Below are 24,656 nucleotides of genomic sequence, written 5' to 3'. Positions count from 1 at the left end.
GCCAGGCCAGTGCCAGGCCGGTGCCAGGCCAGTGCCAGACCGGTGCCAGACCGGTGCCAGGCCAGTGCCAGGCCAGTGCCAGGCTAGTGCCAGGCCGGTGCCAGGCCGGTGCCAGACCAGTGCCAGGCCAGTGCCAGGCCAGTGCCAGACCGGTGCCAGACCGGTGCCAGGCCAGTGCCAGGCCGGTGCCAGGCCGGTGCCAGACCAGTGCCAGACCGGTGCCAGGCCGGTGTCAGAGCACCGTCCAGCCGTCCACCCACCCGCCCGTTCCAGATCCAACGCGGACGGGGATTGTCCACCGCCGGGGACACAATCGCCGGGGCGCCCGAGGTGGAGCTTCCTGCCTTGGTTGATAGATTGCGCCCCCTGTCCAACCCGGGAGACACCATGTCCTACAAGGCCCTCGACTTCTATTCCTTCGATTCACTGCTCCGCGAGGAGGAGCTGGCCGTGGCCCTGGAGGTGCGCCGCTGGGTGGGCGAGCGCTTCCTGCCGCTGGTGTCCGACTGCTTTGAGCAGGACCGCTTCCCGCTGGAACTCGCCCGGGAGATGGGCGCGCTGGGGCTGTTCGGCGCCACGCTGGACGGCTGGGGCTGCGCGGGCCTGAGCCACACGGCCTACGGCCTGATCAATCGCGAACTGGAGCGCGGCGACAGCGGCCTGCGCAGTTTCCTCTCCGTGCAGAGCGGGCTGGTCATGTACCCGATCTGGCGCTTCGGCAGCCGCGAGCAGCAGGATCACTGGCTGCCGCGCCTGGCTCGGGGCGAGGCCATCGGCTGCTTCGGGCTGACGGAGCCCGACCATGGCAGCGATCCTGGCGGGATGGAAACCCGGGCCGAGGACAAAGGCGACCACTATCTGCTCAACGGCGCCAAGATGTGGATCACCAACGGCAGTGTGGCCGACGTGGCCGTGGTCTGGGCCAAGCTGGACGGCGCGGTGCGCGGCTTTCTGGTGGAGCGCGGCACGCCGGGCTTCACGGCGCCGCTGCAGAAGCACAAATTCAGCCTGCGGGCCAGCGTCACCAGCGAACTGGTCTTCCAGGATGTGCGCCTGCCCAAGTCGGCCCTCTTGCCCGGCGTGGAAGGGCTGAAGGGTCCCCTCTCGTGCCTCAACCAGGCGCGCTACGGCATCGCCTGGGGAGCCGTGGGCGCCGCCCAGGCCTGCTTCGACGAGGCCCTGCAGTACCAGCAGGAGCGCCGCCAGTTCGACCGGCCGCTGGCCTCCTTCCAGCTGCAGCAGGCCAAGTTCGCCGAGATGCTGACGGCCATCACGGCGGCCCAGGCCATCGCGCTGCGGCTGGGTCAGCTCAAGGACGAGGGCAAGGTGACGCCCGCGCAGATCAGCCTGGCCAAGCGCCACAACGTGGCTATGGCGCTGGACGTGGCGCGCAGCTGTCGGGCCATGCTGGGGGCCAACGGCATCAGCCTGGAGTACCAGACGGGGCGGCACATGCTGAATCTGGAGAGCGTCTACACCTACGAGGGCACACACGACATCCACACGCTGGTGCTGGGTCAGGCGGTGACGGGAATCGCCAGCTACTCCTGACCGCCGCGCCAGCAGCTCCGCAGGCGGTGGCGGATCAGGTCGCCCGGGTCAGGACAGCCAGGAAGAGCGGGTACTCGCGCCCGCCTTTGTGCATGATGAAGACCGTGCTGAACTCGGCCTGGACAAAGCCCGCCTGCCGAGCCCATTGCTCGAGCTCCCGGCGTTCAAAGCCCTGATGGCCCGTGAATTCGGGACCATGAAAGCCACCGTCCTCGGAATCCAGATCCACGATGAACAGCCGGCCGCCCGGGCGGAGGGCCGCGTGGCAGCGGCCCAGGGCAGCGGGCACGTCCACGAGATGATGCAGCGTCATCTGCGTGTAGAGCAGGTCGAAGGCCGCAGCCGGCGGCGCTTCGTGCTCCAGGTCCAGCGGCAGCACGCGCATCCGCCCGCCCGCGCCGAGTTGCCCGATCTTTTCCTGCAAGACTTCAAGCATGCCGGCGGAATTGTCCGCCAGCGTGACCTCGCCCAAAAGCGGTAACAGGGCGAAACTGAGCGCGCCCGTGCCGCAGCCCAGTTCCAGCGCCCGCAAACCGGCTCCCGTCCCCAGGTGGGGCCGCAGGGCCTCCGCCACGGCCCGGGTGCGCGCCTGGCGCTGGAGATCCTCATCCCAGTCCCGGGCCTGCTCGTCAAACTCCGACTTCATGCCAGGGTCCTTTCTCAACTCTGTGCGCCGGCGCGCGTGGGAAACCAGCGATCCTTGAGTGCCAGGAAGCGCTTCTCAAACCACTCGTAGCTGGCGGCGCTGACGGCGATGGTCAGCGCCAGCATGAGCAGGATCCGGCCGGGTCCGGGCGCGCTGTGTCCGCAGGCGCGGTTGGTCAAGGCCATCAGCGGGTAGTGGAAGACGTAGAGCCCGTAGCTGATCTTCCCCAGGTACTGCAGCGGCGCCAGCGCGAACAGGCGCGGCAGGAAGGCCCCGCGGCGCAGGGCGTGCAGCACCAGGCCGCAGGCGACGGCCAGCGCCGAGTAGCCCCAGACGGCCTGGCCGGCCTGGCCCATGAAGGCCGGATACCCCAGGCTGGTCCAGGCGGGGAATCCTGCGGGCACCCCGGCGAGCAGACCCAGGCCCAGCACGGCGCCCAGCCCGGCCCAGGGAGACCAGCTGGGCAGCGCCTCCCGGCGCAAGGCCAGCCAACCGCCGATGGCGAAGGCGTCCAGGGAGGACCAGGGCAGCAGGTAGACCACCAGATCCGGCCGGCCGCCGGGTCCCCCCAGCCAGCCCGCGCTCGCCAGCGCCCAGGTCAGACCCCGCAGCAGGGGGCCGGCCAGCACGATACCCAAAAGCGCGCGGCGCGTGTGCCGGGCAGGCACCCACCAGAGGAAGAGGGGCCAGACCAGATAGAACTGCTCCTCCACTGCAAGGGACCAGAAGTGCGAGAGGATGGTGGAGTGCGGAATCACGTCGGCGCTGGCGGCGGCGTGGAAGAAGTTGTAGGCGTAGCCCGCCGCCCAGGGCCACTCGCGCAGGAAGAGCGGCAGGGCCGCGTCCCGGCTCAGACCCAGCCCCAGCAGCAGCAGCGCGGCCAGTCCGGCCAACCCCAGGTAGGCGTAGTAGAGCGGGAAGATCCGCAGGGCGCGCCGGCCGTAGAAGTGCAGGAAGTACTCGCGGCGTGGCAGCCCCGCCTTCATCTTCAACAGGATCGGCGTGAGCAGGAAGCCGGACAGCACGAAGAAGGCCAGCACGCCCAGATAGCCGCAGTCCAGCCAGCCGGCATGAAACAGGAAGACCGCCAGGAAGGCGAAGAACCGGAAGCTGTCCAAGGACCGCATCATGGGGCGGCCGAGGCCCGGGCCGGGCGGGGGGCGCCGGGGCTCACGGCGCCCCCGCGGGCGCACCGTGCCGCACGCGCATTTCGTCCAGCAGGGCCAGCCAGTCCCTGCGCAGCTCGGCGCCCTCCACCACCACGTTGGGCACCCAGGTCAGCAGGTAGCGCAGCAGCGGGTCGCTGTCGGCGTAGGCAATCTCCATCAGCAGGGTGCCGTCGGGCTCTTCGCGCGTGTCCGGCCATGCGTGCTCCCGGGCCAGGCGGGCCAGCGGGCCGGTCAGGCGGGCCGTGGTGCGCCGGGCCCCGTCCTCTGGGTAGATGCTCGCCCGGGCCAACCGCTCGGCCGGGGGTTCGGCGAAGCTCTCGTCCTGCACCAGCAGTTCGGCGATCCGGTCCAGCCGAAAGATCCGCTCGGCGTTCAGGTCGCGGTCCAGCGCCTGCAGATACCAGAGCCCGCCCTCCTGGAAGGGCCGCCAGGGTTCCACCAGCCGCGGCCGTAGCCGATCGGAATTGCGGCTGTAATACCAGATGCGCAGCAGACGCCGCTCCCGGCTGGCCAGCAGCACGCGCTCCAGCAGGGCGGGGTCCAGCGCCGGATCCGCCTGGGCGCCCACCTGTTGCCGCAGCCGCTCGGCCACGCCGGGCTCCGCCCCCGCCAGGCCACCCTCGATGCGCGTCAGCAGGGCGTCCAGATCCAGTTCGCGACCCAGCCCGGCGGCCGCCAATTGCGCGGCGCCCAATCGCAATGCCAGCAGTTCCGGCGGAAGCAGCCGCACCACCTGTTCGAAGAGCCCGCCCGTGTGCACCCAGAGCCGGCCGCCCTCCTCCCAGATGTCCAGCAGCTCGCCCTCGTCGTGATCGCCCCAGGCCAGGGCGCTGGCGCTCTGCACCAGCTGGAAGAGCTGCGCGCGGCTCAACTCCAGCTCGGCGCAGGCCTCTTCCACGGGCCGGCCGTCCAGCTTGGCCAGGCGGGGCAGCAGGTTGAGGATCTGCCGCAGATCCAGATTCGCGCTCATGCGGACCTCCCCGCGCCCCGAGACTGGTCCAGCCAGTCCGCCAACTTCTCCTGCAGCGCCGCCGGCCCCCGCAGCCAGGCCTGGCGGCCCCAGCCCAGCAGCCAGCGGAAAAAGGCCGCCGGATCCTCCACGGGCAGGGTCGCGCGCAGACGGCCGTCCACCAAGCGCTCCAACCGGCAGGGGGGCGTGACGCTGAGCAGCCCGCGCTCCACCAGTTCGGCCACCGCCGGCTCAAAGTCCACCACGGCGTCCGGCCCTTCGCCCAACCCCACCTCCCAGGCCGCGAGCCCCGTGGATTCGATCTCCGCCGGCGCCGGGCGGGCCGGTACCGCGGTCAGCTCGAGCCGGCGCATGCGCCGCAAGAGGAAACTGCGCGGTTCGCCGCGCAACTCGCAGTGGGCGCGCAGCAGCCAGGTGCCGCGCCAGGCCAGCAGGCGCCAGGGATGCACGGTGCGCGGCTCCGGCCGGTCGTGGTGCAGACCCTGGTACTCGAAGCGCAGGCAGACGCCGCGCTCCAGGGCGCTGAGCACAGGCTCCAGCGCGCTGAGGTCGTCCTTTTCGCCCAATGCGGGAAGGGGCGGCAAGCGCCGGCTGACGGCCTCCTCCACCGGGGCGCCGCTGCGGGCGGAGAGCAGCTTGTCGCGGGCGGAGCGCACCCAGTCGCCGAAGGGAAACTCCGGCCGGTCCATCAGCGTGTCGCAGACCGCCAGCAGGCCGCGCTGCTCGGCGGGGCTCAGGCGCAGGCCGCGGGCGAAGACCTCCCGGCGGTCCAGCAGGTAGACGTAGCGCAGGTTGCCGTCGTCGGTCAGGCCCTCCTGTTCCACGCAGCGCAGCGGCAAGCCCAGCTCGCGCAGCACGGCGCGATCGCGCTGGAACTTCTTGCGGCCGGATTCCCCCCGGCCGTAATCCGGAATGTCCGCCTGGATCTCCTCCAGCGTGCGCCCGAAATGATGGGCGTGGAGGTAGGCGGTCAGGGTGAGTTGTCGTTCCTGGGGCTTCATCGCTCCACCTGGTTGCGGCCTGTCGGGCGTGGGATTCCCCTGCCGTCGACCCGTGCGCCGACCGTCTTCAAGAGAACATCCCGTGCCGCCGGCGCAGGTAGAAGAAGATGGCCATGAGCTGTTGCTTGGGCATGCGGGCGAACTTGTCCTCTTGGCCAAGATAGACGCTGGACAGGCTGCGCACCAACTCTTTCTTGGTGGCGGGCACCCACAGTTCGGGTTGCGGAAACATCGGCTCCTCCGGGTTGAACGCCGGCAAGTAGCCGGGGGGGTGGGACATTTCCATTCCCGGTGGGCCCCAACGAAAGACGGCGCCGCAGCGCCGTCTTTCATCATGTCGGATGCGGGTCCAGCTAGAAGGCCAGGTTGACTCCCGTGCTGATGGCCGGATAGGCCGCCAGACTGTAGTCGATGTTCCAGTTGACGATGCCCAGCCGCGCGTTCAGGCCCAGGGTCAGGCGCGAGGTATTCTCGCTCTCCAGGTCCAGGCTGATGGGCTGGGTCACGGGTCCGGCGGGCGTGTCCACGATGAAATCGTAGGAGACCTTCATGCTGGCGTTCTCCAGCATGAAGCCGGCGTAAGGCGTCAGGTTGAGGAAGCGCCAGCCCAGGGTCTTGCTGGCGTTGACGCCGAAGGCCGTGGACGAGCACTCGAACAAGTCGCCCACCTTCATGTTCTGGGTGAAGAAGCTGGCCGAGACGTCCACGGGCAGTTTCATGTCCAGCCAAACCATGGGGTTGTGCTGGATGCCGAAGCCCAGGTACTTGAATTCGCCCAGGTCCTGGTCGATCTCCACCGCCGGCAGATAGCGCAGCGTGAACTGGGTGCCGTAGACCGTGCCCAGGGTCAGCTGCGGGGCCATCAGCGGCATGAGGTTGATGTCCGCCAGGTCGCCGAAGCCGCCGAAGGGCAGCTTGACGTCGGTGGCCGGCACCACGTATTCCTCGCTCAGGTAGGACAGGGTGTCGCCGCCGTACGCGACCGTCACGCTGTCCGTGGCCGCGCCGATGACCGTGGCCCCGGAGATTCCCACCCGGTAGGCGTCCGCCGTGATCTGGTCGATCAGGTAGTCCTCGAGGCCCGGGATGCTCTCGAAATCCGGGCTGTCGGGCTGATCGGCCCAGTAGTCCAGGATCATGGCCGCCTCGTCGTCACTGAAGCGGAAGGAGCCCTCCACGTCGAAATGGGTGGCGTCGTCCGGGAAGAAGGAGCCCATCGCCACGAAGCCGGCTTCGAAGTTGAAGCCCAGTTTGACGGCTTTGGGCGCTCGGTGGAACCAGCCGCTGTTGAGGTTGGCGCCGAAGGAAGAGGAGACCGGGGCCAGGTACTGCGCGGCCGCATCGCCGGACAGCTGGTTGAGGGTTTCCTCCAGGCTGGCCTCCTCCTGGGCGGCAGAGGGGCTGGGCAGTACGAAACAGAGCAGGGCAAGTGCCGCGAGCTTGGTGCCAAGGTCAGATCGCATGGGTCCTCCTGATGACTTTCCTTCCATATCGGCAGGTTGGAGGGGCGAAGTGGAGTCGTGCCGAATCGGGACCACAGAAAAGGGACCCGTTGCCGGGTCCCTTCCAATGTCTGCTGCCGCGCCGTGCCGTCGCTATTTGTGGCGGGCGATCAGTGCCAGGATGCTCTGCTCGTTGGTCAGGCCCACCAGCTGGTCGACGGGCTGGCCGCTCTTAAACAGGATCATGGTGGGAATGCCGCGGACATTGAAGCGGGCCGCCAGGGCCTGGTTCTCGTCCACGTTCACCTTGCCGATCTTCGCGCCCAGCTCGGGCTGCGCCGCCACCTTTTCCAGCACGGGCGCCAGCATGCGGCAAGGTCCGCACCACTCGGCCCAGAAATCCACCAGCGTGAGTCCGTCGTCAATGGTGCTCTGGAAGCTGCCCTGGTCCAACTTGAGGATGCTCATGGTCTCTCCTATGCGAATTGGATTGTGTTGCAATCACGGTTGTCGTGTTCCTCTTCCACCAGCCCGGGCAGGACGCGCTCCAGGGCGGCCAGGTAGCCGGCCATGCCGCGCAGGATCAGGTCCTGCTCCTCCTGCGGAATCTGCTCCAGCAGCCGCTGGGTGATCCGGTTGGCGTGGCCGTTCTGCGTGTGCACGCGCTGGGAACCGGCCTCGGTGATCCGGATCAGGATCACGCGCCGGTCGTCGGGGGACGGTTCGCGGTGGATCAGGCCCTTGCCGCGCATCTGTCCGCTGGCGGAGTCGATCTCGTCGGAGAGCGTGTCGCCGATGCGCGTCATGCGGCTGCAGGCCACGCCGATCTCGTCGGCCAGGGTCTTCATGGATGGGTCGCGGGGCAGCGCGTCCAACTGCTCCTTGCGCAGGGTGCCGTCGTAGTAGGACGGCCGCATGCAGCGCGGCAGGTAGAGGGCCACCTCGGCCTCGCTCAGCTGGCGGTTGGCGATGCGCAGGCGAATCAGCGGCTTCTGCTGGCGGTATTGCTCCAGCAGCTGCAGAGTCTGGCACTCCATCCGACCCAGTCCGCTGCACTTCTGGCGAATGAAGTTGGTGCGGTCCGTGAGCAGGCCGAACTGGTCCATCAAGCGCTGGTACGCCTCCAGCCGTTCCGGTGCGGGGGAAATTGTTTTCATGGGTGAAATATGACGAACTGGAATTGTTGATCCAATGAAGGGTCGGCCCGCCGGGCCACTTTTCAGCTGGATTTTCCACAGGCGGCCTGGACCCAGCCCAGATAGCCGTCGCTGACCGCGGCGGGCTCCAGGGCCAGGAACTCGGGCAGTTCGTAGGGATGCAGCTGGCCCAGCCGGAGCTCCAGGTCGTCCAGGCGCTCGTCCAGCGTTTTGATGAGCAGCAGGCACTCGGGCTCCTCCTGCATCTCCCCCTCCCAGCGGTAGACCGAGACGCAGCCGGGCAACAGGGTCACGCAGGCGGCCAGTCCCTCCTCGACCAGCTGCCGGCCCAGTTCCTTGGCCTGGCGGGCGCTGCCCACGGTGGACATCACAAGTCGCAGGTCGCTCATCTTTCCCTCCAATCCGGATTGGCGTTTCCTATTTTTCCCGCAGCAAGCACTGGAGCGCGGTCATGAAGCTTTCCCACCTGTTGGACACCCGTCATGTGCTGGCCGTGGGCCAGGCGCGGGACGCGCGCGACGGGATCGAGCAGCTGGTGGGGCTGCTGGCCGCCAGTGGGGCCGTGCGCGATCCGGCCCGGGCCCTGGAGCTGGTGCTGGAGCGCGAACGCGAGTATCCCACGGGCATCGGATCCGGGGTGGCCATTCCCCACTGCAACTGCCTGGACCAGAGCGAACCGGTGGTGGCGCTGGGCCTGTTCGATCCCGGCCTGGATTTCCAGGCGCCGGACGGCCCGGCATTCCTGGTCTTCCTGCTTCTCAGCCCGTCCGGCAATTCCGGCGGGCACCTCAAGTTGCTGGCGCGGATCTCCCGGCTCGCCCGTCACGATCTCTGCGCCCGGCTGCGGCCCCGCCGCACGGCGGCGGATCTGCTGCAGGGCCTGCAGGAGGCCGAGCAGGACTTCGTCGACTTGTAGCCACCGGGTGGAGCTGGCCCCGGTGCGTCTTCCCGGCAGGCAACATACACCCGCGGCGCCGCAACCTGAACTCCGATCCGCCCACCGAGGCGCGGCCCAATGCCACAGGACCCGTCCATGACCCGTCTAACCCGCGACGAATTCCGCGACCTGGTCAGCCTGCTGCGGCCGGCGGGACGCCAAGCCGCCGGTCTGGTGCTGATCCCCGGTCCGAAGTGCTGCCAGGAATACCTGCGCGCCGGGGGCCGGCCGGAGTGGGCGCTGGTGGAGGCCGAGCGGGCGGAGGAACTGCTGAACCCTTTAGGTGGCGAAGGCACGGGTCTCGCCTCCGCCCACCTGCGCACCCTGCGGTCCCACGAGCTGGCCCGGCTGGCGGACCAGCCCAGTCCGGAGGGCATCCTGCTGGCCGGTCCGCCGCCCGCGGGTCGCTCCGCCCACTCCCCGCACATCCTGCTGGACGGCGTGCAGGATCCGGGCAACGTGGGCGCCATGCTGCGCACGGCCCTCTGGTTCGGCTTCGACCGGATCTGGCTGCTGGCTCCCTGCGCCGACCCCTGGAGTCCGCGGGGCATCCGCGCCTCCATGGGCGCCGTGTTTCAGCTGGCCGCCTGTCGCATGCTGGAGGACGAGGGCGCGCTGGGGGATTTGGCGCCGGCCCGGCTGGTGGGCCTGGACGCCCACGCCGGCACGCCGCTGGGCCAATTCGACTTCCGCCCCGACGACGTGCTGGTGCTGGGCAGCGAGAGTCACGGTCTGCGCCTCCCGGCGGCCCGGTTGGACGCCCGCCTGCGCATTCCGGGCGCCGGGCGCGCGGAGAGCCTCAACGTGGGCCACGCGCTGGCGGTCTGCGCCTGGGAACGGTTCCGCCATGCGGCGCGCTGATCCGCCGCCGGCGGTCTGGCTGATTCCCCTTCTCGCTCTGCTGATCCTGCCTTCCATGGGCCAGGGCCCCATCGGCACCCGGCTGGCCGTGCTGTTCACGGAACTGCTGCTGGGTTTGCCCATCCTGCTGGGCACTCCTCAGGAGCTGCGGCCGGGCATCCTGCCCAACCGTGCCCTGACACCAGCCTGGCGCCGGGCCCTCTGGCTGGCGCCGCTGCCGCTGGCCGTCCTCTACCAGGTCCTGCACCTGGGCGTTCAGGGCCTGCTCCCGCCGGATCCCGCCGCGGAGGCGACGCTGCGCGACCTGCTGACCCCGGGCAGCCCGCTGGAAGGCGCGCTGATTGGGTTGAGCCTGCTGGGGCTGGCACCGGTGATGGAGGAGATCCTCTACCGCGGCCTGCTGCCCTGGCTCTGGCGCCGCCACCTGGGGACGCCGGGCGCGCTTTGGGGGCCGGCCCTGCTCTTCGCCGCCTCCCACGGCAGCCTGCGGGCCCTGCCCTCGCTCTGGCTGCTGGGCCTGGCGCTGGGCTGGGCTCGGGAGCGCAGCGGTTCACTCTGGCCGGGAATGGCCCTGCACCTGGCGGTCAATCTGACGGGTTGGCTGGCCTGGCGCCACGGTCTGGGCGCCGGTTGACGAGCGCCGCGACACCGGCCGGCCGGTCGTCTCAATCGCTACCTTGGGCAGGCCGCACGGGGCGGCCAGATTCATGCAAGCGGAGGCGCGGACCTTGGAGCGCGTGCGCATCGGCTTCCTGCATCAGCGGGACGAAGTTCTCCTGCGGGTGCCGGCAGGTTGTCAGGCTCGGCTCGGCGACCAAACGCTGCGGCTGGAGGGCGGGCTGCGTGTGCGGCCGGCGGCTGTCCGGCCCGGCACGGTCCAGCCCGCGCTGAAGGTGCTGGAGTGCGCCGACGGCAACTTGCTTGAGGCAGCGCGGAGCGCCCTGGACGCGGCCGGACTTGAACCCGTCCTGCGGGATCACGCGCCCGGCGGCCAATGGGGCGCGGCGCGCGCCTGGCCCACCCGGCTGCTCTCCCTGCCCCTGGGACCGCCGGTCCCGGCGGACGCGGGCGCGCACATGTTGCGCGAACTGGCCCAGCCCGAGGATCACGCCATCCTGGCGCGCGCCCGGCTGGCCCTGGGCGAGCTCGCGGGCCGCGCGTCGCAGCTGGGACCTCCCGCGCTCTGGCACCTGCGCGTGCCCGTGCGCTGTCGCTGGACGGTGACGCCCCCCGCCGGCGGTCTGGCCCTGCAGGTGGAGGGCGAGGCGGTGGAGCGACTCACGTCCGCGCCGCTGCGTCTCTCGCTGGCACCCGGCGATCTGGCCGACGTGGCGGACGTGCGCGTGGGCATCGGCTTCCACTGGGACCACACGGAGAGCCTGGCCTACGAGGACACGCTGGAGATCGTCCTGGAGCCGGACGGCCGCCTGGGAGTGGTGAACGAACTGCCGCTGGAACGCTACCTGGCCAGCGTCAACTCCTCGGAGATGACGGCGGATTCGCCCCCCGCCCTGCTGCGCGCCCAGACCGTGGCCGCCCGCAGCACGCTGCTGGCCACCCGCGGCCGGCACCACGCGGGCGAACCCTTCGACATCTGTGCCGACGATCACTGCCAATGCTTCCGCGGCTCGCGCACGCTGCGTGACACATCCCTGGCCGCCGCCCGTGACACGGCCCACCAGGTGCTGGTCCACGCGGGCCAGATCTGCGACGCCCGCTACTCCAAGAGCTGTGGCGGCATCGTGGAGGCCTACGAGCACGTCTGGGAAGACCAGGCCATCCCCTACCTGCCCAGCTTCCGCGACACCTGCCGGCCGGACCCGGACTTCCGCGCGCCGCGGACGGAGGCCGACTGGCGTGAGTGGATCCAGACACCTGAAGCCGTCTGGTGCAACACCGAAGAGTTCTCCCTGCCCGCGGGCCTCGCGTTCAGCGACGGCTTCTATCGCTGGACCGTGGAACTGGGGCGCGAGGAGGCCGCCAGCCACATCCGCCGGGCCACGGGGCGCGCCTTTGGGCAGCTGCTGGAGCTGGTTCCGCTGGAGCGCGGCGCCTCCGGGCGCCTGAAGGCCCTGCGCGTGGTGACGGACCAGGGCGAGTTCGTGCTGGGCAAGGAGCTGGCCATCCGGCTGGCCCTCTCGCCCAGTTGCCTCTACAGCGCGTTGATCTGTTTCGAGTGGCGGGGCGAGCGTCTGCTCATCCACGGCAAGGGCTGGGGCCACGGGGTGGGCCTCTGCCAGCTGGGCGCCACGCGCATGGCCCTGGAGGGCCGCGACTGGCGCGAGATTCTGGTCCACTACTATCCGGGCACCCGACTGGTGTTCATCGTTTCCGAGGAGATCCTGTGATACACGAGAACATCCTGTCCCTGACGGCCAACACGCCGCTTGTCCGGCTGAACCGGGTCTGCGCCGATCTGGCACCCACCTTCCTGGCCAAAGTGGAACGCGTCAGCCCCACGGGCAGCATCAAGGACCGGGTGGCCGTGGCCCTGGTGGAGGAACTGGAGCGCACGGGCCGCCTGAAACCAGGCGGAACCGTGGTGGAGGGAACCAGCGGCAACACGGGCATCGGCCTGGCCATGGTCTGCGCCCAGCGCGGCTACAAGTGCGTCATCGCCATGCCGGAGAAGATGAGCATGGAGCGCGAGTTGATGCTGCGGGCCTTTGGCGCGACGGTGATCCGCACGCGCACGGACCTGCCGCACGACCATCCCGAGAGTTACGCAGGCGTAGCCGAGCGCATCGCCCGGGAGACACCGGGCGGAGCCCTGGCCGGCCAGTTCACCAGTCCGGCCAATCCGGATTGCCACTACCGCCTGACGGGGTCCGAGATCTGGCGGGACACGGAGGGCCGGGTGGACGCCTTCGTGATGGGCATGGGCACGGGAGGCTCCATCAGCGGCGCCGGCCGCTTCCTCAAGGAGCGGAACCCGGCCGTCCGCATCGTGGGCGCGGAACCCCAGGGCAGCAGCCTCAAGTGCTTCTTCGACACGGGCGAGATGATCGAGGGCGAGATCTACCAGGTGGAAGGCATCGGCAACGACTATGTGCCCCAGACCCTGAACCTGGGCGTGGTGGACGAGATGCACTACGTCAGCGACGCCGAGAGCTTCTACTGGGCGCGCCGGATCGTCCGCGAGGAGGGCATTCTGGTGGGCGGCAGCAGCGGCACGATCCTGGCCGCGGCACGCCGCGTGGCCCGCGGAATGACCCGCGACCAGGTGATCGTGGTGGAGCTGTGCGATTCGGGCGAGCGCTACCTGAGCAAGTTCCTGGACGACGGCTGGATGCGGGCCAACGGCTACGACCTGGACGCCACCTTTGATTGATCTCGTCAGGCGCGCGGGACCGCCAGGCTGAGCCTGGCGGTCCCGCGCGTTTGGTTGTCACCCACCCCGAACACGAGGATTCTATTCCTCCCCTCCGCCCCCGCCGGGCCCACCTTCCCACCCACCCGCACTCCACCTTGGTCCCCGCAATTGGGAAAGGGTGGCCGCGTGACACAGGTCGAAGAATCCACATCCGGTGAGCCTCTGTGGCGCTCCAGAGGCTACCTGCCCCACCTGGAGTCCCACGCGCTGATCCAACACGTGGTCTTTCATTTGGCGGACGCCGTCCCCGGCGAGATTTGGGCGGCGCTGGCTTCGGACATGGCGTTGTCGCCCAGCTACTCCCGCCATTTGGCCACGTCGCGCCCCTGGCAGGACCTGCTGGATCAAGGCCTCGGCTGTTGCCTGTTGGCCGATCCCCGGGCCGCCGGCCTGGTGCGGGACGCCCTCCTCTACCATGACGGGACGAGGGTTCAGCTGCTGGCCTGGACAGTCATGCCCAACCACGTCCACGTGGTGTTGCGCACCCTGCCGCCGTGGTCCTTGGCCAAGACCGTCGCATCTTGGAAAGCGTGGACGGGAAGTCGCCTGGCGGCCCTGGCTCGCAGCCAGGGGCGGGCCGGCGCTCTGGGCCCTGCCAACCGGGTGTGGGCGCGGGAGTATTGGGACCGTGCCATGCGCACGGAAGAAGACCTGGCCCGAACCGTGTGGCACGTCCAGCGTGACCCCGTGCGGGCGGGGCTGGTGGAGCGAGCCGGGGATTGGCCATGGGGAAGTGCGGGGGCGGGGCTTGGCGGTCCGCCAGGCTAAGCCTGGCGGACCCGGCTGAACCTAAGGCTCGACCTGTGGCGAGATTCGACAAGGGTCAAAAGCAGCAGCGATTGCGGCCACTCTCCTTGGCCTTGTAGAGCAGCGTGTCCGCCTGCTTGAGCAGGTCCTGGGGCGAGTCGGCTCCGCGCGTTCCATCGAAAGCCGCCAGACCCAGGCTGATGGTGATGTCCAGCCCCTGGTTTGGTTTGTAGCGGAAGGACTCCACGGCGATGGCGCGCCGGATCTTTTCGGCTGCGATCCGCGCGGCGTAGAGCCCGGTTTCCGGCAGCAGCACGACGAACTCCTCGCCGCCGTAGCGCACGGCCACGTCCGACCCGCGCAACAGGTTTTGCAGCCGCTCGCCCAGTTCGCGCAGGATGCTGTCCCCCTGCAGGTGGCCGTAGGTATCGTTGACCTTCTTGAAGTGGTCGATATCGATGATGATGCAGGACATGGGCCGCTTGTAGCGCCGGCAGCGGCTGAACTCCCGGGCGAAGAAATCCTCGAAGTAATGGCGGTTGTAGAGGCCGGTCAACTCGTCGATGCTGGCCATGCGCTGCAACTTCTCGTTGGCCTGCTTGAGCCCGTGGGCCAGCTGCTCGGCCCGCTTCTGGGCCGCCAACAGTTCCCGGTTGAGCTGTTCATAGGTCTTGTTGAGTTGGGTCAGCTCCTGATTGGCCATGTCGAGGATTTCGGTGTAGCTCTTCAGCCCACGAATCTCCAGCCCGTACTGCTGGGCCACGTCCATCACTTCGTCGCGGATGGAGCGGAAGAAGCGGTCCACCTCGCTGGCGTTCATGTCGATCAGCCGACCGGCTTCCACCTTGAAGTCCTGGATCGCAACGCCCTTGTTGGGGCTGTAGAAGATACCGGCCGCCTGGCGGGCCAGGTGCGTGATCTCGCAGATCGCCCGGATGTCTTCGGGCTCCTCCTCGCTGCCAGCCAGGTCGTGGTGATACAACACCGGCCGCGACAGCAGGTCGGGAATGTCCCAGCGCTCCAGCAGGCACTGACCCAGCCGTTCGTGGGACACCTCGAAGTCCGTGACCTCGCTGAGCACGATGTCCTGGCCTTTTTCCAGCTCCTCGCGGATCACCCGGGCATAGGGATCGCCGTGGAGCTTGAGCTGGGCCAGCATGCCGATGTCCATCAACAGGGCCGCCATGAAGCTCTCTTCCAGATGCCGGTTCTTCAGCACCTGGGCGATTTTGCGGGCCGTCACCGCGGAGAACAGGCTGCGCTCCCAGATCAGGCGCAGATCGCGCAGTGCTTCGCCGGCGTGGACCATCACGTCCACCACGCTGGCGGAGAGCACCAGGGTCTGCACCGTGTCGAATCCCAGCATGACCACAGCCTTGTGGATGTTGGTCACTTGGTGGGGCAGGCCGTAGAAGGCCGAGTTGACCACTTTGAGGATGCGCGAGGAAAGGGCGGGGTCGGCGCTGAGCAGGTCCCCGATCTGGTCGGCCTGGGTGGAGCCGCCCTCGATCAACTGCATGATGGACGCCACCACCGGGGTCAGGGTGGGCAGGTCGTCAATCCGGTCAATCAGGACATGGGGATCCGTCGTCCTGTTGTGGCGCGGGTTGAAAGAGGCTGATTGTGCTGCGTCCAAAAGCCTTTTCCCTCAACAAGATCAACCCCTCGGCAAGCGGCTTCACGTGGCGGGGGTGTTCCACCGCCAGCAGGCCCGCCTCTTCCAGGATATCGGCACCTGCGAGGGCGCTCATCAATCGAATGTAGTCCGTGCTGTCATAAGGGGGATCCACGAAGACCAGATTCCAGCGGCGCAGGTGCCGGCGCTTGAGGAACGCGAACACGTCCAGCCGCAATACGGTCCCCGCCGAGCTCTCTCCCAGCAGCTTCAAGTTGTGTTCCACCAAGCGGATGGCCCCGGGCGCCTGATCCACGAAGGTCACGTGGCCGGCGCCCATGCTCAGCGCCAACAGCCCGAGCCCGCCGCAGCCCGCGTAGAGATCCAGGACCTCCGCCTCGGGAAAGCGCTCGCGCAGGACGTTGCCCAGCCAGTCGCGCATGCGTCCCGTGGTGGGCCGGATGCGTTCGTCCGGCGGAGTCTTGAGCTGGCGCCCCTTGTGCCGCCCGAAGAGGATCTGCATCAGCGCACGCTCCCCGGCCCGGCTGGCCGGGCGGGAAAGACGGTCACCAGCCAGCCCGTGGCTGCGCCCCGGCTGTCCTGCGCTCCGAAATGCCAACGCGTGGTCTGGCCGGAGTCGTCCGTCCGCCGCCGCTGCAACATCAAGCGCGCCGGGGCTTCGCGCAGGCGGGGCGCCAGGTCACCCAAGCGGGCCAGAGTCAGGCGCAGCACCGGCCGGGTCGGATCCTCGGCCAGCAGGCCGCCGCTCAGCGGCTCGTCCAGTTGCAGCCAATAGCCGCTCCGGCCTACGCGCGTGGCCCGGGCGGGTCGGGTCAGCACGTCGCGCAAATTGACTTCCCCGCGCCGTTCCGTCCGCACCAGGGCGCCGGCGGCGTCCAGCACCAGATAGTCGGGCAGGCGCTCCTCGCCGGCGCCCAACTCGCCCAACAACGCGGTCCAGGCGGCCAGCGCCGGGCCCGCCGCAGGCGTGACCATCGATGCGCGACCTGCGGGCAGACTGTCCGCCACCGTCGGCTGCAGCGCCGCGCGCAGGCTGTCCGTCCCCGCGGCCGCTGGCGCTGGAATCCGGACTTGTGGCTCCGGGGCCGGCCGGGTGAGCGTGAACAGGATCCCGGCGGCCGCCAGAATCAATCCCACCCCGCCCAGAACGAAGAAGCGCTTCCAGGGCGTCACGGGCTCATAGCGTTCCAGGGAAAGGGCCTCCAGGTGGGCCTGGGCCCGCGCCAGTTCCAGCCGGAAGCCCGCGCCGCTCTCGCCGGCCGGCACCACTTCCGCCAGAATCAGGCCCAACTCGTCCAATAGAGTCCGGCAAAAGTGGACCAGGCTCTGGCGGACGGCCACGATGAGCGTCTCGGAACCCTCGTTTCCCGCCGTCTCGTGGAAGTCGAAGTAGTACTGCTCCACGGCTTCGGGAGCGTTGTTGTCGATCTCCCAGGCCACCTGGTGCAGAGGCTGCGCCAGTTCTTCCAGCCCTGTGTGGGGCAGGCGCAGGCAGACCAGTCCCCAATTCAGCGGCAGGGCCAGTCGGACCCGGCTGCCGGCTGCCGGCAGGGCCGGACCCGCCTCTTCGCGCAGGTGTTCGGCCAGCAGGCGGGCCAGTTCGCCGGTTTGAATCAGGCGGGAGTGAACCTGGTAGGCAAGAGGAAGCTCCACGACCCCATCGGGGCCGTGGAGCAACATGCGGTCTTCAAGCAGGGTAGCATCAACCAATTGGTTGATCACTCCCACGATTTGGTGCCGTTGTAGATTTGCCCGTGGTTCGCGGGCGGATTCACTTCGAAGATCCGCTTCCAACCGCTCTGGAAGGTCTCGGTGCCGGTGATCGGGCTGACCACGGCCATGCCCACGGTGTCGATTTGCACGGGCTCAAATGCACCCTGCAGTTTCACGCGCTGGACCAGGCCCTGGACGCCGGCGTCCTCCAGCAGCTTGCTGAAGGCGTCCGCCGCGTGGCCCTGGAATTCGGGGAAGAGGATTTCCCCGCGCTTGGCATCGGAGGTGTAGAAGTCGAGGGAGTCCAACCCGGCGATCTGGCTCTGCTCCGCCGCGGCGGCCAGCGCCATCCCGGGCTTGATTTTCGGCAGCACGGCCAGGGTTTCGCGCACGGTGATGCTGGTCTTCACGTCGTCGGGAATGCGGTATTGGGTGTCGCCGGCCTTCATGGCGCTGTCCGCCATGGCGCCGAAGATCGCGCCCAAGGCGCCGGAGGCCTGATCGCGCAGGGCGCCCAGGAAGGCCTGCTTCTGCGCCAGTGTGGTCAGCGGCTCGCCCGCGCCGTCCACGGTGAAGCCGTAGCTGCCCTTGTATTTGAACTTGCCCACATGCTTGAGAACGAAGGGCTTGCCCGTCGTGGGACAAACGCCAATCTCGGTCAAGGGCAAGCTCAGGCTGTAGGATTTGACGGGCTGCTTGACGGTTTGGCCCGGCGCAAAGAAGCTGCCGTCCGCGCGCGGAATGAAGGTGCCCTGGGTGGAGGCCCACAAATCGCGACTCAACTCGCCGGCCTTGCGCTTGATCACCGTGATGGGAAATTCCGAATCCAGGCAGAGGGTGTCCGAGCCGATGCCAGCGAACAGGGGCTTCATCTGACCCCAGATCCGGTATTGATAGATGGTCTTGGCCGTGCCGTCGGCGCCCAGCGCCTGCCGGGAGCCCAGATCCTTCACCTCGAAGCTGGCGATCCGCATGGTGTCTTCCAGCGTGATCAGCAGGCTGTCCCGGATCAGGGTCTGCAGCTGGACCAGCCGTGCCTCTTCCTGGGCCGAGCGGTACTCGACCTTCAGCAGATCCTCGCGCTCCGCCAGCAGGTTCATGTTCTGCTTGGGTTCGATTTCGAAGTGCGCGGGCTCGGCGTCCACGCGGGCCGTGTCCAGCACGGCGACGATCTCTTCGATGGACTTGGGAAAGTGCTTCGTGAGGAAGAAGTAGAGATTGCCCGCGTTGTACAGGTTCTCCATGCGCTGCCGCGCGAGGACCTCATCGCGCCCCTGCTGCTTCCATTGCTGGTTGGGGGAATAGATGGAGTAGATCAGGATCACGATGAGGGCGGCGATGATCCCCTTGAGGACCCAACTGCCGCTTGAGGGCTTCTGCACGGACGCCATGGGCGCTCCTATCATTTGGCGCCGGGTTCGGCGGCAGGGGTCTCTCCTGGCCCCCGCTCCTTCCCGGGCACACTGCTGTCATCCGCAACCCGCACCTGGTCCCGCAGCCGCTTGAGGGTTCCGGGGCCGATTCCCTTGACTTTCAACAAGTCGTCCACCTGCCGGAAGCGCCCGTGCCGGCGACGCCATTCCAGCATGGCGCCCACTTTGGTGGGGCCGATGCCGGGCAGATCCAGCAGCGCCAGGCTGTCCGCCCGGTTCAAATCCAGCGGGCCCGTACGAAGCACCGGCTTGGGTCCGGCAGCTGCGGGTTGACCGCTGTCCGCCGGCGCGCTCTGGAAGACGCGCACGCCCTGCTGGACGAAGGCAACGTCCTGGCGGTTCAGCGTCACCGGACGTTCCGGCTCGCGCCAATAGCGCCAGCCAAGCACCAGATAACCGGCCGCAATCAGAGAAAAAAGCACGGCCAGACTGGAGCGTTCCGCAGGTGTCAACAACGGTTTCAAAACTACCAATCCCGGCTTGAACATGCGCTGTCAGCCGAAGATGTGGCTCATCACCTTTTTGAAAAAGCCCTTGCCCGAGCCGGTGGGCGAAATTTCCGGCAGGCCGGCCAGTTTCTCGAACAGCGTGCGCGCTTCGGTCCCCAAGGTCTGCGGAGTGTACAGGTGCACGCGCACCAACTGGTCGCCCTTGCGCCCGCCCCGACCCGGCACGCCCTGGCCGCGCAGGCGCAACGTGGTGCCGCTCTGGGTGCCCGCCGGCACTTTCAGGTTGACTTCGCCGCCCAGAGTGGGCACCCGCAGCTCGCCACCCAGGGCCGCCAGCGGGATGGGGATGGCGAACTCCAGCAGGATGTCGTCCCCCTGGCGCTCAAACTGATCGTGCTCGATCTCCTTGAGAACCACCACGATGTCCCCGCGCGCGGTCCCCCGTGGGCCGTGATTGCCCTGGCCGCGCAGGCGGATGTAATTCCCTTCCTCCACGCCGGCGGGAACCTTGATCACCACCGTGGTCTCGCCCTTTTCCAGTCCCGTGCCGTGGCAGGTGCGGCAGGGGTTGCGCACCACCTTGCCTTCGCCGTGGCAATTCTGGCACATGACGATGTTCTCGATCATGCCCAGGAAGCTGCGCGTCACCTGGCGCACCCGGCCCTGGCCGTGACAGACCGGACAGGCCTCGGGCTTGGTGTTGTCGGCCGCGCCGCTGCCCCCGCAGGTGGCGCAGGGCGTCTGGATCTTGATCTTCAGGCGCTTTTCCACGCCCAGAGCAATTTCTTCCAGGGTGAGGGGCAGCGTGAGCTGCACATCCCGGCCGCGTTCCGGCCCCTGCCGGCCGCCGCGGAACAACTCCTCGAAGCCGCCACCGCCGCCTTGGGAAAAGAAGGAGCGGAACAGGTCGAAGGGATCGAAGTCCTGGCCGCCAGCGCCCGGCCCGCCCATGTTCTGGGGGCCGGCATGCCCGAAGCGATCGTATTGGGCCCGCTTCTGTTCGTCGGACAGCACCGAGTACGCCTCGGAGACTTCCTTGAACTTCTGCTCGGCCTCGGGGTCCTTGCTCCGGTCGGGGTGGAAGTTGAGCGCCAGCTTGCGGTAGGCCTTCTTGATGTCGGCCACCGAGCTGTCCCGGGCGACGCCCAGCACCTCGTAGTAGTCGCGCTTGGTCGTGTTCACGGCTTGTTCACGACAACTTGGGCGTGGCGGATCACCGCCTCGCCGCGCCGGTAGCCGCGCACCAATTCATCCAGCACGACGTCCTCGGACTGGGCGGGATCCTGGCGCGTGGTCAGCGCCTCGTGTTGCAGGGGGTCGAAGGGCTGCCCCTTGGATTCGAAGACGCGCACGTCCACCTGCTCCAGCTGGGCATGGAATTTGGCCAGTACCAGGTCCACCCCGCGACGCAAGGCTTCGGGATCGGCCGCGCCGGTGGCGGCCTGGGCACTCACGCGCTCCAGATCGTCCAGGGCCGGCAACAGGGCCAGCACCACCCGGTCCACGGCTTGTTCGCGCACGCGCAGGGCGTCCTGCAGGGTGCGGCGTCGGTAGTTGTCGAATTCCGCCCGCAGGCGCAGCAGCCGATCCTGGCTCTGGGCCAGCTCGTCCCGCCACGGGCCCGCCTCGGGGCGCGCAGGTTCCTCCAGGGAGGGCGTCTCTTCCGTCCAGGCCTCGGCCGTGCCGTTGGTGTTCGCGCCGACCTCCGTGCCCGTCGGCCCGGCGCCACCGGACTGCGACTCGTTCAGGCCCGCGGAGGGGTCCAGGGGATGGGTTTTCTTCGCTTTGCTCATTCGCTGGTGTCCGGCTCCTTGTCTGTCTCGCGGGGAAAGCGGCTGCTGATCAGGTCCGCCGTGTACCGCACCAGGTGCATCAGGCGCGAGTAGTTCATCCGGCGTGGTCCGATGATGCCCAGGGCTCCCGTCAGGCTGCCCAGGCGATAGGACGCGGTGATCAGGCTGCAATCCGCGGCGCGCTCCTCGGTATGTTCCCGGCCGATGCGCACGCTCAGGTCTTCTCCCACCTGGCTGTTCAACAGGTGCATGATGATGTCGCGGTCTTCGTAGATCTCAAGAATGCCCCGGAAGCCGTCTTCGCGGAATTCCGGGATGTCCGGCAGATTGCGGGCACCGTCGAGGATCACGCCGTGGGTGGCGCTGGGGGCGAAGAGCCGCTCGGTGGAATCCAGGAAGAGCCGGGCGATGCCGGCGGCGTCCTTCAAGTCGCCTAGCCGGTCCTGGATGGTTTCGCGGATCTGGCGGAAGGTGAGCCCCACCAGCCGCTGCTGGATCAGCCGACCCACGCGCTGCAGGTTGGGCGGATCCACGCGACTCTCGATCTCCAGCGTGACCGTGCGGGCCAGGCCCGAAGCGACGGTGATCACCACCAGCACGCGCGTCCCGCCCAGCGGTACCAGGTCCAGGCTTTCCAGCACGCCTTCCTCGAAGGCCGGCGCCAGCACCACGCCCAGGTTGCGCCCGATGCGCGAAAGCAAGTGGGCCGTCCGATCCAGGATGGCCTCCACGTCGGGCATCAGCTCGTCCACGTTTTGCTGGATCAGTTGCCGCTCTTCGTGGGAGATCTGCTCGTGGATCATCAGATAGTTCACGTAGACGCGATACCCCACGTCCGTGGGAATGCGCCCGGCGCTGGTGTGGGGATGGGCCAGCAAGCCCTTGTCTTCGAGATCCGCCATGGCGTTGCGAATGGTGGCCGCGCTGAGATCCAGCCCATCCAGCTTGGAGAGCGTGCGGCTCCCCACGGGATTGGCCGTCATCACAAAGCTGTGGATGACATGCCGAAGCACCAGGGCTTCCCGTTCCGTCAGACCGGGAACCTGCAGGGCGGATAACACGGGCAAGGGGCCACGCAACATGGGCGAATTCGTCCTCCTCGGACCACGATTATAGAGGAATGGCCCAAGGCAGTCAAGCCCGCCGGAACTTGTTGAGGCTGAGCACCTTGCATTCCCAGACTCAGGTTGGTAAACTCAGGGCCTTTGTCAACGGAAAATCCGGATTCGGAGCAGAGTCATGAAGCGCACTTTTCAGCCCAGCAACCGCAAGCGCCGCAACAAGCACGGCTTCCGTGCCCGCATGGCCACCCCGGGCGGTCGCGCGGTGCTTTCCGCCCGTCGTCGCAAGGGGCGCAAGCGTTTGACGGTCAGTGTCTCTCGATGAGCATTTGCCGCGAAGCCGGGTCCTCAAGGACGCCAACCGGATTCGCGAACTGCTCCAGTCGGGACGCCGCCGCAACGGACGCCACCTTACGGTCTATTTGTCTCCATCCGAGCGGCCCCGGGCCGCTTTCATTGTTCCCAAGCGGTTCGGCAACGCCGTGGCCCGAAACCTGCAGAAGCGCCGCTTGAGGGAATTGTACCGTCGCCATCGGGAGCGTTTTCCGGCGGGCTCGGACATCCTGCTCTTCCTGCGGGCCGGACGGCGGGGAGATCCGGTTTCCGCGCGCCCGGCGCGGCCCGAATGGCGGGATCTGCTAAGGGATTTGGATGGGATTTTCCCCGCTGAAACTGGTGGCCCGCGGCCTGATCCGCGTCTATCAGTCTAGTCTCTCCCCCCTCTTTCCCAGCAGTTGCCGATTCTCCCCTACTTGTTCTCAATACGCACTGGAAGCCTTCGAGAAGTACGGCTTTCTGCGAGCATTAGGCAAGACAGTCTGGCGCATCCTGCGCTGCAATCCATTTTCCCAGGGCGGCATCGACCGGCCCTGAACAAGGAGTTCGCATGGAACCGGGCCTCGACAAGCGCACCATCCTGGCCTTCATCATCATCGGCCTGCTGGTTCTCTTCATGAGCACCGACACCTGGCGCCGCCTGGTGGGAATGCCCACCAGCGAAGAGTTGGCTGCCAAGCAAGCCACGGTGCAAGAGGCCCCGCCCGCGAAGGCCCCGCCGATCGCCTCGACGGCCGTCTCGGACAGCAGCGCGCTGTCCGCCCCCACACCCGCCGTGGCCGACCGGGACAGTGCCGTCGCTCCGCTGGCCGCCGTGTTCGAAGCACCGGCCCAGGAATGGCCCGAGCGAACCATTCGCGTGGAGACCGACCAATACGTGGCGGTCTTCAGCACCCGGGGCGCGAGCCTGGTCAGCCACGAGCTGAAGGGCTTGAAAAGCTACCGGGGCGACACCGTGGTCCTGCTGCAGCAGGGCTCCGGCAACTTGAGCGCCGAATTCAACCTGAACGGCCGCCAAGTGGAAACCACGGACTACCTGTTCGCCTGCGACGCGCCGGACCAGATCTCGCTGAACGGGGACCAGCAGCAGGAGTTGGTCTTCACCTACACGGGGCGCGACGGCGGACAGCTGGTCAAGCGCTACCTGCTGCGCGGCTCCAGTTACCGCATGGACGTGGGCATCGCCCTGACGGGCCTGAGCGAGCCCTTGCGGCACCACAGCTGGGGCCTGCACTGGAACAGCGGCCTGGCGCTGACGGAGTCCAGCCCCGTCCAGGACAACATGTACACCGAGGCGCTGGCCCTGGTGGGCAGCGAGCTGGAAGGCTATCGGCTGGGCCGCAAGGAGGCCGAGGCCTCGGAGACCCGCAAGGGGACCGTGCACTGGGTGGCCACGCGCAACAAGTACTTCGAGCTGGCCCTGGTGCCGCTGGACCAGAAGGCCGACGAGGTGACCTTCACGGGCCGCCAGGACAACCCCGGCGACGCGACGGCCCACGGCCACTACGCGTTCACCCTGGAGCTGCCCCTGACAGCGGAGCAGACCCTTAACTCGCGCTTCGCACTGTATCTGGGTCCGCTGCAGAAGCACGCCCTGGCCGACATGGACCCCTCGCTGCAGCAGAGCATCATGACCAAAACCAGCCTGGGCTTCATGGGCTTCATGTGGCCGCTGATCAAACCCTTCGCAGCGCTGGTGCTCTGGGTGTTCACCAAGCTGCATCTGGTGATCAGCAACTACGGCGTGATCATCCTGATTTTCTCGGTTCTGGTGAAGGTGGCCGTCTGGCCGCTGACCTCCAAGAGCCACCGCAGCATGAAGGAGATGCAGCGCATCCGCCCGCTCCAGGAGGAGCTCAAGCGCAAGTATGCCAAGAACCCGCAGAAGATGCAGGAAGAGACGATGAAGCTCTTCCGCGAGCACAAGGTGAACCCCTTCGGCGGCTGCCTGCCCAACCTGCTGCAGATGCCCCTGCTCTTCTCGCTGTACTTCGTGTTCCGAGGCGCCTTCGAGCTGCGCGGCGCCAGTTTCGTGGGCTGGATCACCGACTTGTCGGTGCCGGATTCAATCTTCACCCTGCCCTTCAGCCTGCCGCTTTACGGCAACACCGTCTCGCTGCTGGCCATCGTCTTTGCCATCTCGAACTACGTGATGATGAAGATGTCCATGACGGATCCGAACCAAAAGGCCATGATGTACATGATGCCCATCATGATGCTCTTCATTTTCAACCAGTTGCCCTCAGGGCTGACTCTGTATTATACGCTGTTTAACATCCTTTCGGCGGTCCAGCAGCAGTGGTTGACCGGTGGCCCGCTGCCTCCCGTCGCCCCCACGCCGGAGAGCCCCAAGGGGAAGAAACTCAAACTGGCCTGAGGTG

27 protein-coding genes are annotated in these 24,656 nt (G+C 67.8%); 10 read left to right on the top strand and 17 right to left on the bottom strand.

The window, feature by feature from the left end; genetic code table 11:
- Window positions 1–387: 387 nt before the first annotated feature.
- Window positions 388–1,551 (top strand): acyl-CoA dehydrogenase family protein, encoded by a 1,164-nt coding sequence (locus WC326_12250; GenBank protein MFA7331832.1) that lies wholly within the window; start codon window positions 388–390, stop codon window positions 1,549–1,551.
- Between the two features lie 34 nt (window positions 1,552–1,585).
- Here WC326_12250 and WC326_12245 read toward each other — a convergent pair whose 3' ends face one another.
- The 9 genes from WC326_12245 to cutA form a co-directional block, all read right to left on the bottom strand.
- Window positions 1,586–2,197 carry a class I SAM-dependent methyltransferase gene (locus WC326_12245; protein MFA7331831.1) on the bottom strand — a complete coding sequence of 204 codons (612 nt, stop codon included), beginning with the start codon at window positions 2,195–2,197 and terminating at the stop codon, window positions 1,586–1,588.
- A gap of 14 nt (window positions 2,198–2,211) precedes the next feature.
- Window positions 2,212–3,327 carry an acyltransferase gene (locus tag WC326_12240; GenBank protein MFA7331830.1) on the bottom strand — a complete coding sequence of 372 codons (1,116 nt, stop codon included), beginning with the start codon at window positions 3,325–3,327 and terminating at the stop codon, window positions 2,212–2,214.
- 40 nt (window positions 3,328–3,367) lie between these two features.
- A complete protein-coding gene (locus WC326_12235) occupies window positions 3,368–4,336 on the bottom strand; it encodes a WYL domain-containing protein (protein MFA7331829.1) in 969 nt (322 codons plus the stop codon).
- Window positions 4,333–5,337 carry a WYL domain-containing protein gene (locus tag WC326_12230; protein MFA7331828.1) on the bottom strand — a complete coding sequence of 335 codons (1,005 nt, stop codon included), beginning with the start codon at window positions 5,335–5,337 and terminating at the stop codon, window positions 4,333–4,335. Before WC326_12230 ends, WC326_12235 begins: the two co-directional genes overlap by 4 nt.
- A gap of 67 nt (window positions 5,338–5,404) precedes the next feature.
- A complete protein-coding gene (locus tag WC326_12225; protein MFA7331827.1) occupies window positions 5,405–5,569 on the bottom strand; it encodes a hypothetical protein in 165 nt (54 codons plus the stop codon).
- A 121-nt stretch (window positions 5,570–5,690) separates the two neighbouring features.
- Window positions 5,691–6,800, bottom strand: a complete 1,110-nt coding sequence (locus tag WC326_12220) for a DUF6588 family protein (protein MFA7331826.1) — start codon at window positions 6,798–6,800, stop codon at window positions 5,691–5,693.
- A 132-nt stretch (window positions 6,801–6,932) separates the two neighbouring features.
- Window positions 6,933–7,247, bottom strand: coding sequence for a thioredoxin (trxA, locus tag WC326_12215; protein MFA7331825.1), 315 nt, complete (start codon window positions 7,245–7,247; stop codon window positions 6,933–6,935).
- Between the two features lie 8 nt (window positions 7,248–7,255).
- Window positions 7,256–7,936 (bottom strand): hypothetical protein, encoded by a 681-nt coding sequence (locus WC326_12210; GenBank protein MFA7331824.1) that lies wholly within the window; start codon window positions 7,934–7,936, stop codon window positions 7,256–7,258.
- Between the two features lie 62 nt (window positions 7,937–7,998).
- A complete protein-coding gene (cutA, locus tag WC326_12205; GenBank protein MFA7331823.1) occupies window positions 7,999–8,325 on the bottom strand; it encodes a divalent-cation tolerance protein CutA in 327 nt (108 codons plus the stop codon).
- Between the two features lie 62 nt (window positions 8,326–8,387).
- On the opposite strand from cutA, the gene WC326_12200 reads away from it, so the two are divergent.
- The 6 genes from WC326_12200 to WC326_12175 all read left to right on the top strand — a co-directional run bounded on the left by WC326_12200 (window position 8,388) and on the right by WC326_12175 (window position 13,875).
- Complete coding sequence (locus WC326_12200) at window positions 8,388–8,852, top strand: PTS sugar transporter subunit IIA (protein ID MFA7331822.1); 465 nt, start codon at window positions 8,388–8,390, stop codon at window positions 8,850–8,852.
- 117 nt (window positions 8,853–8,969) lie between these two features.
- Complete coding sequence (locus WC326_12195; GenBank protein MFA7331821.1) at window positions 8,970–9,734, top strand: RNA methyltransferase; 765 nt, start codon at window positions 8,970–8,972, stop codon at window positions 9,732–9,734.
- Complete coding sequence (locus WC326_12190; protein MFA7331820.1) at window positions 9,721–10,368, top strand: type II CAAX endopeptidase family protein; 648 nt, start codon at window positions 9,721–9,723, stop codon at window positions 10,366–10,368. Before WC326_12195 ends, WC326_12190 begins: the two co-directional genes overlap by 14 nt.
- Before the next feature lie 73 nt (window positions 10,369–10,441).
- Entirely contained in the window at window positions 10,442–12,082 is a 1,641-nt protein-coding gene (locus WC326_12185; protein MFA7331819.1) for a SpoIID/LytB domain-containing protein, read from the top strand.
- Window positions 12,079–13,065 (top strand): cysteine synthase family protein, encoded by a 987-nt coding sequence (locus tag WC326_12180; protein MFA7331818.1) that lies wholly within the window; start codon window positions 12,079–12,081, stop codon window positions 13,063–13,065. Before WC326_12185 ends, WC326_12180 begins: the two co-directional genes overlap by 4 nt.
- 168 nt (window positions 13,066–13,233) lie before the next feature.
- Window positions 13,234–13,875: a transposase gene (locus WC326_12175; protein MFA7331817.1), complete on the top strand. Its 642-nt coding sequence runs from the start codon at window positions 13,234–13,236 to the stop codon at window positions 13,873–13,875.
- 55 nt (window positions 13,876–13,930) lie between these two features.
- Here the strand turns inward: WC326_12175 and WC326_12170 are convergent, their stop codons facing one another.
- Genes WC326_12170 through hrcA form a run of 8 tightly spaced genes read right to left on the bottom strand, consistent with a single transcriptional unit; the run spans window position 13,931 to window position 21,960 of the window.
- Window positions 13,931–15,490, bottom strand: a complete 1,560-nt coding sequence (locus WC326_12170; GenBank protein MFA7331816.1) for a GGDEF domain-containing protein — start codon at window positions 15,488–15,490, stop codon at window positions 13,931–13,933.
- Window positions 15,420–15,992: a 16S rRNA (guanine(966)-N(2))-methyltransferase RsmD gene (gene rsmD, locus WC326_12165; protein MFA7331815.1), complete on the bottom strand. Its 573-nt coding sequence runs from the start codon at window positions 15,990–15,992 to the stop codon at window positions 15,420–15,422. The genes WC326_12170 and rsmD overlap by 71 nt, the downstream gene beginning before the upstream one ends.
- Window positions 15,992–17,170: a hypothetical protein gene (locus WC326_12160; protein ID MFA7331814.1), complete on the bottom strand. Its 1,179-nt coding sequence runs from the start codon at window positions 17,168–17,170 to the stop codon at window positions 15,992–15,994. The genes rsmD and WC326_12160 overlap by 1 nt, the downstream gene beginning before the upstream one ends.
- A 38-nt stretch (window positions 17,171–17,208) precedes the next feature.
- On the bottom strand, window positions 17,209–18,594 hold the full coding sequence (locus WC326_12155; protein ID MFA7331813.1) for a hypothetical protein: 1,386 nt from the start codon (window positions 18,592–18,594) through the stop codon (window positions 17,209–17,211).
- 11 nt (window positions 18,595–18,605) lie between these two features.
- Window positions 18,606–19,124: a helix-hairpin-helix domain-containing protein gene (locus tag WC326_12150; protein ID MFA7331812.1), complete on the bottom strand. Its 519-nt coding sequence runs from the start codon at window positions 19,122–19,124 to the stop codon at window positions 18,606–18,608.
- Window positions 19,125–19,130: 6 nt separating this feature from the next.
- Window positions 19,131–20,267 (bottom strand): molecular chaperone DnaJ, encoded by a 1,137-nt coding sequence (dnaJ, locus tag WC326_12145; GenBank protein MFA7331811.1) that lies wholly within the window; start codon window positions 20,265–20,267, stop codon window positions 19,131–19,133.
- Complete coding sequence (locus WC326_12140) at window positions 20,264–20,878, bottom strand: nucleotide exchange factor GrpE (protein MFA7331810.1); 615 nt, start codon at window positions 20,876–20,878, stop codon at window positions 20,264–20,266. The genes dnaJ and WC326_12140 overlap by 4 nt, the downstream gene beginning before the upstream one ends.
- Window positions 20,875–21,960 carry a heat-inducible transcriptional repressor HrcA gene (gene hrcA / locus WC326_12135; GenBank protein ID MFA7331809.1) on the bottom strand — a complete coding sequence of 362 codons (1,086 nt, stop codon included), beginning with the start codon at window positions 21,958–21,960 and terminating at the stop codon, window positions 20,875–20,877. Before hrcA ends, WC326_12140 begins: the two co-directional genes overlap by 4 nt.
- Before the next feature lie 157 nt (window positions 21,961–22,117).
- On the opposite strand from hrcA, the gene rpmH reads away from it, so the two are divergent.
- The 3 genes from rpmH to yidC all read left to right on the top strand — a co-directional run bounded on the left by rpmH (window position 22,118) and on the right by yidC (window position 24,652).
- The gene (gene rpmH, locus WC326_12130; protein ID MFA7331808.1) at window positions 22,118–22,264 is read left to right on the top strand and encodes a 50S ribosomal protein L34; all 147 of its coding nucleotides are present in this window, start codon (window positions 22,118–22,120) and stop codon (window positions 22,262–22,264) included.
- A 326-nt stretch (window positions 22,265–22,590) separates the two neighbouring features.
- Entirely contained in the window at window positions 22,591–22,812 is a 222-nt protein-coding gene (yidD, locus tag WC326_12125; protein ID MFA7331807.1) for a membrane protein insertion efficiency factor YidD, read from the top strand.
- A gap of 13 nt (window positions 22,813–22,825) precedes the next feature.
- Window positions 22,826–24,652, top strand: coding sequence for a membrane protein insertase YidC (gene yidC, locus WC326_12120; protein MFA7331806.1), 1,827 nt, complete (start codon window positions 22,826–22,828; stop codon window positions 24,650–24,652).
- Window positions 24,653–24,656: the final 4 nt, after the last annotated feature.

This window comes from Candidatus Delongbacteria bacterium, assembly GCA_041675285.1.
Classification (GTDB): Bacteria; CAIWAD01; CAIWAD01; order CAIWAD01; family CAIWAD01; genus CAIWAD01.
Note: the sequence above shows the minus strand (reverse complement) of the source record. Positions and strands in the feature narration are given on the sequence as shown.

Excerpts from the sequence above, each read along its gene's own strand:
- WC326_12250 (MFA7331832.1), top strand. The coding sequence starts at position 388 with ATGTCCTACAAGGCCCTCGACTTCTATTCCTTCGATTCACTGCTCCGC.
- WC326_12245 (MFA7331831.1), bottom strand. The coding sequence starts at position 2,197 with ATGAAGTCGGAGTTTGACGAGCAGGCCCGGGACTGGGATGAGGATCTC.
- WC326_12240 (MFA7331830.1), bottom strand. The coding sequence starts at position 3,327 with ATGATGCGGTCCTTGGACAGCTTCCGGTTCTTCGCCTTCCTGGCGGTC.
- WC326_12235 (MFA7331829.1), bottom strand. The coding sequence starts at position 4,336 with ATGAGCGCGAATCTGGATCTGCGGCAGATCCTCAACCTGCTGCCCCGC.
- WC326_12230 (MFA7331828.1), bottom strand. The coding sequence starts at position 5,337 with ATGAAGCCCCAGGAACGACAACTCACCCTGACCGCCTACCTCCACGCC.
- WC326_12225 (MFA7331827.1), bottom strand. The coding sequence starts at position 5,569 with ATGTTTCCGCAACCCGAACTGTGGGTGCCCGCCACCAAGAAAGAGTTG.
- WC326_12220 (MFA7331826.1), bottom strand. The coding sequence starts at position 6,800 with ATGCGATCTGACCTTGGCACCAAGCTCGCGGCACTTGCCCTGCTCTGT.
- trxA (MFA7331825.1), bottom strand. The coding sequence starts at position 7,247 with ATGAGCATCCTCAAGTTGGACCAGGGCAGCTTCCAGAGCACCATTGAC.
- WC326_12210 (MFA7331824.1), bottom strand. The coding sequence starts at position 7,936 with ATGAAAACAATTTCCCCCGCACCGGAACGGCTGGAGGCGTACCAGCGC.
- cutA (MFA7331823.1), bottom strand. The coding sequence starts at position 8,325 with ATGAGCGACCTGCGACTTGTGATGTCCACCGTGGGCAGCGCCCGCCAG.
- WC326_12200 (MFA7331822.1), top strand. The coding sequence starts at position 8,388 with ATGAAGCTTTCCCACCTGTTGGACACCCGTCATGTGCTGGCCGTGGGC.
- WC326_12195 (MFA7331821.1), top strand. The coding sequence starts at position 8,970 with ATGACCCGTCTAACCCGCGACGAATTCCGCGACCTGGTCAGCCTGCTG.
- WC326_12190 (MFA7331820.1), top strand. The coding sequence starts at position 9,721 with ATGCGGCGCGCTGATCCGCCGCCGGCGGTCTGGCTGATTCCCCTTCTC.
- WC326_12185 (MFA7331819.1), top strand. The coding sequence starts at position 10,442 with ATGCAAGCGGAGGCGCGGACCTTGGAGCGCGTGCGCATCGGCTTCCTG.
- rsmD (MFA7331815.1), bottom strand. The coding sequence starts at position 15,992 with ATGCAGATCCTCTTCGGGCGGCACAAGGGGCGCCAGCTCAAGACTCCG.
- WC326_12160 (MFA7331814.1), bottom strand. The coding sequence starts at position 17,170 with ATGTTGCTCCACGGCCCCGATGGGGTCGTGGAGCTTCCTCTTGCCTAC.
- WC326_12155 (MFA7331813.1), bottom strand. The coding sequence starts at position 18,594 with ATGGCGTCCGTGCAGAAGCCCTCAAGCGGCAGTTGGGTCCTCAAGGGG.
- WC326_12150 (MFA7331812.1), bottom strand. The coding sequence starts at position 19,124 with ATGTTCAAGCCGGGATTGGTAGTTTTGAAACCGTTGTTGACACCTGCG.
- WC326_12140 (MFA7331810.1), bottom strand. The coding sequence starts at position 20,878 with ATGAGCAAAGCGAAGAAAACCCATCCCCTGGACCCCTCCGCGGGCCTG.
- hrcA (MFA7331809.1), bottom strand. The coding sequence starts at position 21,960 with ATGTTGCGTGGCCCCTTGCCCGTGTTATCCGCCCTGCAGGTTCCCGGT.
- rpmH (MFA7331808.1), top strand. The coding sequence starts at position 22,118 with ATGAAGCGCACTTTTCAGCCCAGCAACCGCAAGCGCCGCAACAAGCAC.
- yidD (MFA7331807.1), top strand. The coding sequence starts at position 22,591 with ATGGGATTTTCCCCGCTGAAACTGGTGGCCCGCGGCCTGATCCGCGTC.
- yidC (MFA7331806.1), top strand. The coding sequence starts at position 22,826 with ATGGAACCGGGCCTCGACAAGCGCACCATCCTGGCCTTCATCATCATC.